This is a genomic window from Thermoproteus sp. CP80 (assembly GCF_002077075.2).
Lineage (GTDB): Archaea > Thermoproteota > Thermoprotei > Thermoproteales > Thermoproteaceae > Thermoproteus.
The window spans coordinates 1-2,657 of record NZ_LCWM02000058.1 but is presented as its reverse complement, the minus strand read 5'-3'; the positions used below and the strand labels follow the sequence as shown (position 1 = coordinate 2,657).

Sequence of the window (2,657 nt, the reverse complement as noted above, 5' to 3'; positions counted from 1 at the left end):
GACGTCCGCCGCGGCTCTTAAGGGCGAAGGCGCCCGTGGAAACCCGTAGGTCGTGGGTTCGAAGGGGGATGGCCCCGAGAGTCCCACCGGGCCCGCCATGGTTTTCTCGGCTATATGTAGTGGCGCACACTGTCTGATCAGCGGCTGGATGACTCCGGCAACGCCGCGGCGTATACGTCCAGAAGGCCGGCCTGCACATAGCATCGATACGCCACTCAGCGACGCCCGTCTATCAGTATCGCGTTTAGGCTGCAAATCGTCTTCTGCAGGTCTCGCCAGGGTAGCGGCTGGGGCTACTGCCTCAACCTAAACGGCTTGCCTTCGTAGAGCGCCTTCTCGGCGAGCTCGGGGGCGGCCTTCTCGAGCTCGTCCTTCAGATATACTGCCTCTCTGGATGCTCAACGCGTTTAATCGCCAAGAGGCGGAGGGGAAACGTCTTGTCGTAGGGGCAGGCCAAGGCGTCCATCAACCTATACTTCATAGGTCGTCAATTACCCGATAATAAATTTGGGCCGCGCCGGGTCTCAGGCCCCCTACGAGCCGCGTGCTCTGTGGAGGGCGTACGCGGCGGCCGCGGTTGGGGCTAGGGGTATCAGCGGCCAGCCGTTTAGGGAGTAGACGACATAGCCGCTTGGGTTGGGGACGAGCCAGAGATACAGCGACACGACGGCGGCCCCCGCCAGCTCGTTTATCCTCTTCCTGCCGTCCCAGAGGAGCGCGGCGGTGGCTAGGGCCTTCGCGGCGATGGGTACGGCGAGAGGTATGGCGTAGTAGGCGTGGAGTATGGGCGGGTAGCTCAGCGCCATCCATCCGCCCACCAGGAACTGATCCGCGGCGGCGCCCAGCGCTAGGAGCGGCAGAAACGCCAGCTTTGCGGGCCGGCTCTGCACGGCGATTAGCCCGGCGGCGCCGGCTAAAACCAACGCGGCCTCCATGAGCCTGAAGTGGTAGGTGTCGGCGAGAATAACCACGGAGTCCACGGCGGCGAAGGCGAGGCCGAGGTGCCATCGGGAAGGCACCGCGGAGGCTACCGCCGCGGTCAGCATTATGAAAAAGTAGCTGTACACGGTGTGGGGCAGGAGGGTGATGGCGACGGCGTATGCGTAGGCCACGGCGCCGAGCGGCCTGCGGATTTCCAGCGCCGCCATGCCTATGGCGGCCAGCTCCAGGAGGCTCATGAAGTCGCTGTACCCGCCGTGTAGCGCCAGGTAGAGGAGGGCCAAGGCCGACGCCGCCAGCGAGTAGCGGTCTCTCTTCAACGCCGCGAGGAGGTAGGGCGCGGCGACGCCGGGCCAGAGGTAGAGGAGCTCCCCCGACTCGTGCGACAGCACGAGGAAGGCTAGGAAGATGGCCAGCGCGTGTAGCGCAGTTGGTCGCGAGAGGGCCACCGCCTCCTACTGGGGGTCCCCACTTAAATTTTTGACGCGGCCTGCGCGACGAGGGCGTGGAGCCTTCTGAAGGTGGGGGGCGTGTGGAGTGTATGACGACGAAGGCGTTGACTAGGGCCCGGTACTCGAAGCTGGTTCTTATCCTCTCGAAGAAGTCCTCCAGGAGGGGGAAGCCGCGGGCGTTCAAGAAGTTGTGCAGCTCCTCCAGCTCGCCATCTTTGGGCTTCGCCTTTCCGAAGTTGACTCTGCGGTCTGTGACGTGGCGCTCGCCCTCGCCGGGCAGGAGCACCTTGCCGTACGCCGCCTTGAGGCGCCACGTGGCGCTGTCTGTGCTGTCTACGCCCACCGCCGCGAGGATGGGCGTCACGGCGGGGTTCCCCATCCCCAGCACGTGGATGGGGCCTTTAAACTCCTCCCTAGCCCTCTGTATTAGGCGTAGCGCCAGCTCTCGAGAGCCTCGGGGGACGCCCCGCGTGATTAAGACGTAGGGCACCGCGGCGCCTATGGCCAGGGCGTGCGTGTCGCGGTACAGCGCCAGGAACCTCTCGAAGAGGGCGGGGTCGCGGTAGACGTGTAGGACAGGCACCACCGCGTCGCCGACCGCCCTCCTAAGCCTCAGCCAGTAATGATATTTGCCGCGTAAAATACTCTTTCGTACGGCCTTCCCATCCCCAAGCCACATTGTTAGCAGGGGCGCCCACTCCCCGCGCCTGAGGTGGCTAGCCACCAGATCTATGGCCTCCGCCTTACTCCACCTCTGCATCCAGCCCCTCGCCTTGATATGTATCGACACGCCTGCCCCCTCGCGCGTCAAGTTGGCCGAGGCGACGTATGCGTAGAGCTCTCCATATCTCGCCGCAGTCCAGGCGAACATCTGCCAAGGCTGTGCGGTCTCACGCCTCCACCAGCTTGACGGCCCTAGCGACTGCCCCCTCGCCCCTCACGTAGAACTGGAGGCGCCTCGCGCCGTCTCCCTCGCGGGTTAACGTCATTCTATACTCCTCTACGGCGCCGTCCATCTCGGCCTCGACCACGGCGTATAGCTCGCCGTCCTTAACCTCGCCTCTCTAATGTGGAGCCTCTCCGCTTTGCCTTATCGACCACTTGCCGACAACAGCTTCGACCGGCTACTACTGTTTTAGCCTAAACGGCTTGCCTTCGTAGAGCACCTTCTTGGCGAGCTCGGGGGCGGCCTTCTCGAGCTCGTCCTTTATGGACTTTAGGAACTCTACCTCGTCCTTTTCGTTCCTCAACTCGTCGGGGAGCATG

3 protein-coding genes and 1 pseudogene are annotated in these 2,657 nt (G+C 63.8%); 1 reads left to right on the top strand and 3 read right to left on the bottom strand.

All coding sequences use genetic code 11. The annotated features are described in order from the left end of the window. Positions 1–379 precede the first annotated feature (379 nt). Together B7L68_RS08995 and B7L68_RS08240 are read right to left on the bottom strand one after the other, a co-directional pair. A pseudogene (locus B7L68_RS08995) lies at positions 380–481 on the bottom strand (Trm112 family protein); the annotation flags it as partial. Positions 482–533: 52 nt separating this feature from the next. Beyond that, positions 534–1,388, bottom strand: a complete 855-nt coding sequence (locus B7L68_RS08240) for a hypothetical protein (protein ID WP_081247181.1) — start codon at positions 1,386–1,388, stop codon at positions 534–536. Positions 1,389–1,444: 56 nt separating this feature from the next. On the opposite strand from B7L68_RS08240, the gene B7L68_RS08795 reads away from it, so the two are divergent. Then, complete coding sequence (locus B7L68_RS08795) at positions 1,445–1,876, top strand: hypothetical protein (protein WP_162008426.1); 432 nt, start codon at positions 1,445–1,447, stop codon at positions 1,874–1,876. Between the two features lie 405 nt (positions 1,877–2,281). On the opposite strand, the gene B7L68_RS08790 is transcribed toward B7L68_RS08795, so the two are convergent. Beyond that, positions 2,282–2,422: a hypothetical protein gene (locus B7L68_RS08790; protein WP_162008425.1), complete on the bottom strand. Its 141-nt coding sequence runs from the start codon at positions 2,420–2,422 to the stop codon at positions 2,282–2,284. Positions 2,423–2,657: the final 235 nt, after the last annotated feature.